The 4,579-nt window shown below is 59.2% G+C and carries 2 protein-coding genes and 2 pseudogenes; 2 read left to right on the top strand and 2 right to left on the bottom strand.

Features of this window, described 5'->3' with window-relative positions; all coding sequences use genetic code 11:
• Window positions 1-50: 50 nt before the first annotated feature.
• A pseudogene (locus QJT78_RS48760) lies at window positions 51-858 on the bottom strand (IS6 family transposase).
• A 419-nt stretch (window positions 859-1,277) separates the two neighbouring features.
• Between QJT78_RS48760 and QJT78_RS48755 the strand changes: the two are divergent.
• Together QJT78_RS48755 and QJT78_RS48750 are read left to right on the top strand one after the other, a co-directional pair.
• Window positions 1,278-1,499: pseudogene (locus QJT78_RS48755) on the top strand (hypothetical protein); the annotation flags it as partial.
• A 628-nt stretch (window positions 1,500-2,127) separates the two neighbouring features.
• Window positions 2,128-2,331: a hypothetical protein gene (locus QJT78_RS48750; RefSeq protein WP_011084467.1), complete on the top strand. Its 204-nt coding sequence runs from the start codon at window positions 2,128-2,130 to the stop codon at window positions 2,329-2,331.
• Window positions 2,332-3,045: 714 nt separating this feature from the next.
• Here QJT78_RS48750 and QJT78_RS48745 read toward each other — a convergent pair.
• Window positions 3,046-4,579 (bottom strand): DUF1521 domain-containing protein (locus QJT78_RS48745; RefSeq protein ID WP_281460767.1); only part of this gene is annotated, 1,534 nt, incomplete at its 5' end.

Genomic DNA, 4,579 nt, shown 5'->3' with positions numbered 1-4,579 from the left:
TCAGGCTTTTCGAGAAGGGAGGCTCTGGCTCATCAGGGGGCATCGTCAACTTAATCGACCGCCGAGCCGAAGGAGGCGATTCTCAGAGGTCGAGAGTCGGCGATAGCGCTTGTCATGGAGATCTCGCGCCAAGTCGCAAAGGCTCGCTCGCGCGAAGCACGACGGAAGTCGGCGGTGGCGGCTCCGGGATAGGGGATGTGGAAAAGGTTCGCGACCTGATCGTGAACGGACAGAAACCGTTGAGCCTGACGGGACGATTTGAAGCGCGTCATGATCCGCTCGCGTCGCCGCGTCGGCTGATGAGAATTCTCGGCCCGATTGTTGAGAGCTTTGTGCTGGCGATGTTCGACGTGTAAGCCCATCTTCGCCCTCGCAGCGCCGTACGAACGCAGCTTATCCGTGATCATAACGCGCGGCGGCGTGCCGGCGGATTTCAAGAGCTTCTTCATGAGCCGCTGCGCAACGCGCGAGTTTCTTCGGCGCTGGATCAAGACGTCAGGAACGAAGCCACTCTGGTCGACAACGCGCCAGAGCCAATGTTGTTCGCCCGCGATCGAGATAACGACTTCGTCCAGATGCCATTTGTCACCGCGAGGGGGAGTGCGCTGGCGGATCCGATCGGAGAACGGCTTGCCGAATTTCCGTCCCCACTGGCGCACGGTTTCATAGGTCACGCCAATGCCACGCGCCGCCAGCATTTCCTCGACCATCCGCAAGCTTAAGGGAAGCCGGAAATATAACCAAACGGGATAACTGATCACTTCCGGTGCGATGGCGGCGATAAAGAGGGTCCCGGGCGGTCTGCCGGTCGTCTACCCCTCCGCCGCTCCAATTCGTTAATTTGACGGTACCGTTCAATGGACTGTCCCTGTCGAAGGTTGCGGCCGATCTTGCGGCGCACGCCGTCAACGGCTGGCCGCCGGAGGTCATCAACGATTTCGGCAATCTCGGCTTTGTCCGACCTGCTGGCATCGTGTTTCTCAGCAACTTATTCGCATGGATGAGCGCTCATCAAACCAAAATCACGCTCACCAACCTCAGGGGCAAACGCCGTCAGGTTTCTGGACGACTCCCTGTTCTTCGAGCAGCATTGCGGCGCAAAGTTTCGCCCGGATGCCTCACCACGGTCGACAACGCGACCACTGATGAGGATCGCTCATCAGCGATTGCCATGGCTGGCTGGAACACAACCTTGCTCCTTGGCTGGCTGCGCGCCTGTCGATCTCTCCCGCGAGCGGCGTGTACAACCGGCCGGTAGCCGCCATGCCCATCTGATCGCGGGCATCTGGACCGGGTTCAAGGGCGACCGGGGCACCAAGTCCAAGCCGGCCCCCGGCCCTCACCTCGTTTATGGCTTCCTGACGACCGATGAGGAGCGCGACGTATGGATGCGCGCGCCGCGGGATGAAGCAAAGGCACTGCAGCGGCCGTTGCCGGATGATGCGCTGAAGATCGTGATGCGCGGCGCGGATAAGGAAGATCAGCCAACAGCAGGGTAGCGATGCTTTAGCGCCGCAATCGGTATGGTGTTATGGGGACAAGAGGTCTGATGTTGTTCAAATCGCCAACAACGGCCGTGCTCATCATCAGCGCACGCCGATGGCCGAAGCGTTGAATTTCTGCAGGGCGCGGCGTTCGGCATTGCTGCGAACTGCCCGAAACTTCATCTGTATACGAAAGCAATCGCTCAATCGAAAAACGGTATCCGAGGAGTTCGCCAAGGCAACGCAAAGGAATTTGCAGAGGGCGCGTTTCTGTTCCACGAATTGCTAACTGGCGGAAAAGGAGACGAATGTGATGGCGGCCCGTGCACCTGCGATAACGTATGCGGCCTTCGCCCCGGTACATGCTACTTCGTGATTGAACCGTCGGAGGTAAAGCCCTGAGTCCGCAATGCTCTAAGGCAGCACCTTGACGAGATTGGCCCGCTTGCGTGCAGCCAGCTCGACAGCAGCATCGCGCGCCGCTTTGAATGTCATCACTTCCGCTGGCGCGTGCTCATGATCCTTCTCGATCATGGATGAAGCCGCCAAGGAAGCTCGATCTTAGTCAGCTTTTCGCAAGCTGCTCCTGCTAGCATGAAGAGGATAGGTCATCTAGGCGACGCCGCTATCCGGGTGTTACGACATGAACGCAGACGCAGCCGATATCAATGCAACAGCGTCGCAGGTTGGCGCCCCCTCCGACACCGCCGAGAACGGCGGCGATGACACGCGTGCAGCGCTACTGCGCCGAGCATTCGAAAAGGCTCTCGTTTCCGTCGCGACGCAAGTCATAAGCGATTCGCAGTCGGATATGGATGAGGCCATGAGCGAGCTTGATGATGGATGAGCCGATGGTCGGCGCCAGATAGCGATACGGCCGCCTGGTGATTGAATCGAAGACGTGCCAAGTGAGACTTGGCACACGCCAGCAGTTAGATGCGCATTCTATGATCTTTCAGGTCCGCTGCGAACTGCTCCGCGAATCCGAATGCACCTGGATCTTTTTGGCAGCGGGCTGCTGCGACGTCCCTTTGGCGTCCCCAACAGCAGACTTTGACGGAAATGGTGATGCTCAAAGCCATGGCGCCTCCGGCTTCGTGAGAGGATGATGGATGTTCTGGGAGCGCAAGGGTTCACGCCCGGCTTCGTAGGCTAAAGACAGGCAGGGCTCAACGCGAAACAGTGGCTTATGCTTTTGAGCCGAGGGTAGATCGCGCCGCCGAGGCCGTCCCCAATCCAATCTACGATCTTGGCCGGGATTTTCGCTGCGACGCCTGCATCTGCAGGACGTTGACGTGCAGACAGACCTGAGAGCACCGTTCCCGTGCAGCGCCTCCATCGCCGGCAACGCGCCGCAGCAATTCTAGCCGGGTAGCCGGGCCTGGAGGCCCTCCGCCCGTTTGTCGGCGCCAAGGCTGCGATTGCCAAGACAATCTGGCTGTTACCGTCGATCCTAAATCGATAGATCGCCAAGCTGCCCTTCTCGCGGCCGTTTGGCGAAAATGAAAGGCGGGCGCTAGCGCCCGCTTCCACGAGTTTCCGACATCCCCGGGATCAGGCCTCATGCCGGCTGTGCATCGCGACCGAAAATGCGCCGGAACATGGCCTCGCGCATCATCGTCTTGAAATCCGGCGGCGCATCCGGGTTCTCATTGTGGTTGATCACCGACTGCGTCACCTTGCGTCCGGAGTTGTCAACCCACCCCTGATTTGTCTCATGGATTGTCTGAGCTCCATCGGACGTCAGCTGATCAAGCGTTCGCCCAGCATTAGACTGCGTGACCTTCAGATTGTTTTTCCCATCCTTGTCGTCGCCGAGTCCCTCCACAACCATGGCATTGTCGCCGTTGGTGATGGTGAGCTTCGAGGAGATGGTTTTTCCCTTGCCATAATCGACCGTGTCCACCGTAATCTTCGTGCCGTCGTCGAGCTGGAAGGTCATACCTTTCTTGAAGTCGAAATCGTCCTTGCCGTCGCCATTAGCATCGACGTGAGGATCGCCGTGGATCCTCGAGACATGGCCGGTCTGGTTGTTCCTAACGGTCCAGGTGCCGTCCTTCTCATCGGCTGTGATCGTATACTTATCACCAAGGTTGATCGTCGCCTTGCCGTCCTTGACCTCGTGCGACCACACTGGCGCTGGCTGAGATGACGGCGCTGGCGTCTGAGCGACGGCAAACGGAACCATCGCAAGAGGCGGCGGTGGAGGAGGAACGAAGAACACGGGTGTTGCACTGGCAGGCGTTGCGCTTGCAGACTGGTAGTTGCCCGGCGCGCGACCCTGTTCGCCGGCATCGATACTCGCCTGATTCACCACGCCGCCGGCGCCATCGACCCAGCCTTGGCCGCTCTCATGGATCGTCTGGGCACCATCGGGTGTCAGCTCATCAAGAGTCATGCCAGCGTTGGACTGAGTCACCCTCAGATTGTTTTTGCCATCCTTGTCGTCGCCGAGCCCCTCCACAACCATCGCGTTGTGGCCGTTCGTAATGGTCAGCCTTGAGGAGATGGTCTCACCATTACCGTAGTCGACATTATTGACGGTAATCTTGGTCCCATCGTCGAGCTGGAAGGTCATATCTTTCTTGAAGTCGAAGTCATCCTTGCCGTCCCCGTTAGCGTCAACATGGGGATCGCCATGGATCTTCGTGACATGGCCGGTCTGGTTGTTGCGGACGGTCCAGGTGCCATCCTTCTCATTGGCTGTGATCGTATATTTGTCGCCGAGGTTGATCGTGGCCTTGCCATCCTTGACCTCATGCGTCCATACCGGATCGACGGAAGGCTCCGAACCCGAACTTTGCTGGCTCAACAGCATGAAAGGAGGAGGCGGAGCCATCATGTACACGGGAGCAGCCACGACTGGAGTGACGACCGCCGGAGCCACGACAGCGGTTGTGACGCCACCTGCAGGAACGACCACCGGAGCGACAACGACGGCAGCGCCTGCCGGCAGGTACTGGTAGGCACCCGGCGTGACATACTGTCCCAACAGTGTGCTGAAAGCTGGGCTGGCAACCACCCCCTCTGACCCCACCCCATTCACCGTCGAATCGAGTGCGCCGACCACGGGGAGACCGGCCACGGGAAGATAC

The sequence above is a fragment of the Bradyrhizobium sp. Mp27 genome, assembly GCF_029953005.1.
Taxonomy (GTDB): domain Bacteria; phylum Pseudomonadota; class Alphaproteobacteria; order Rhizobiales; family Xanthobacteraceae; genus Bradyrhizobium; species Bradyrhizobium barranii.
Note: the sequence above shows the minus strand (reverse complement) of the source record. Positions and strands in the feature narration are given on the sequence as shown.

Coding starts and splice junctions, on each gene's coding strand:
- QJT78_RS48750 (WP_011084467.1), top strand. CDS start 2,128: ATGAACGCAGACGCAGCCGATATCAATGCAACAGCGTCGCAGGTTGGC.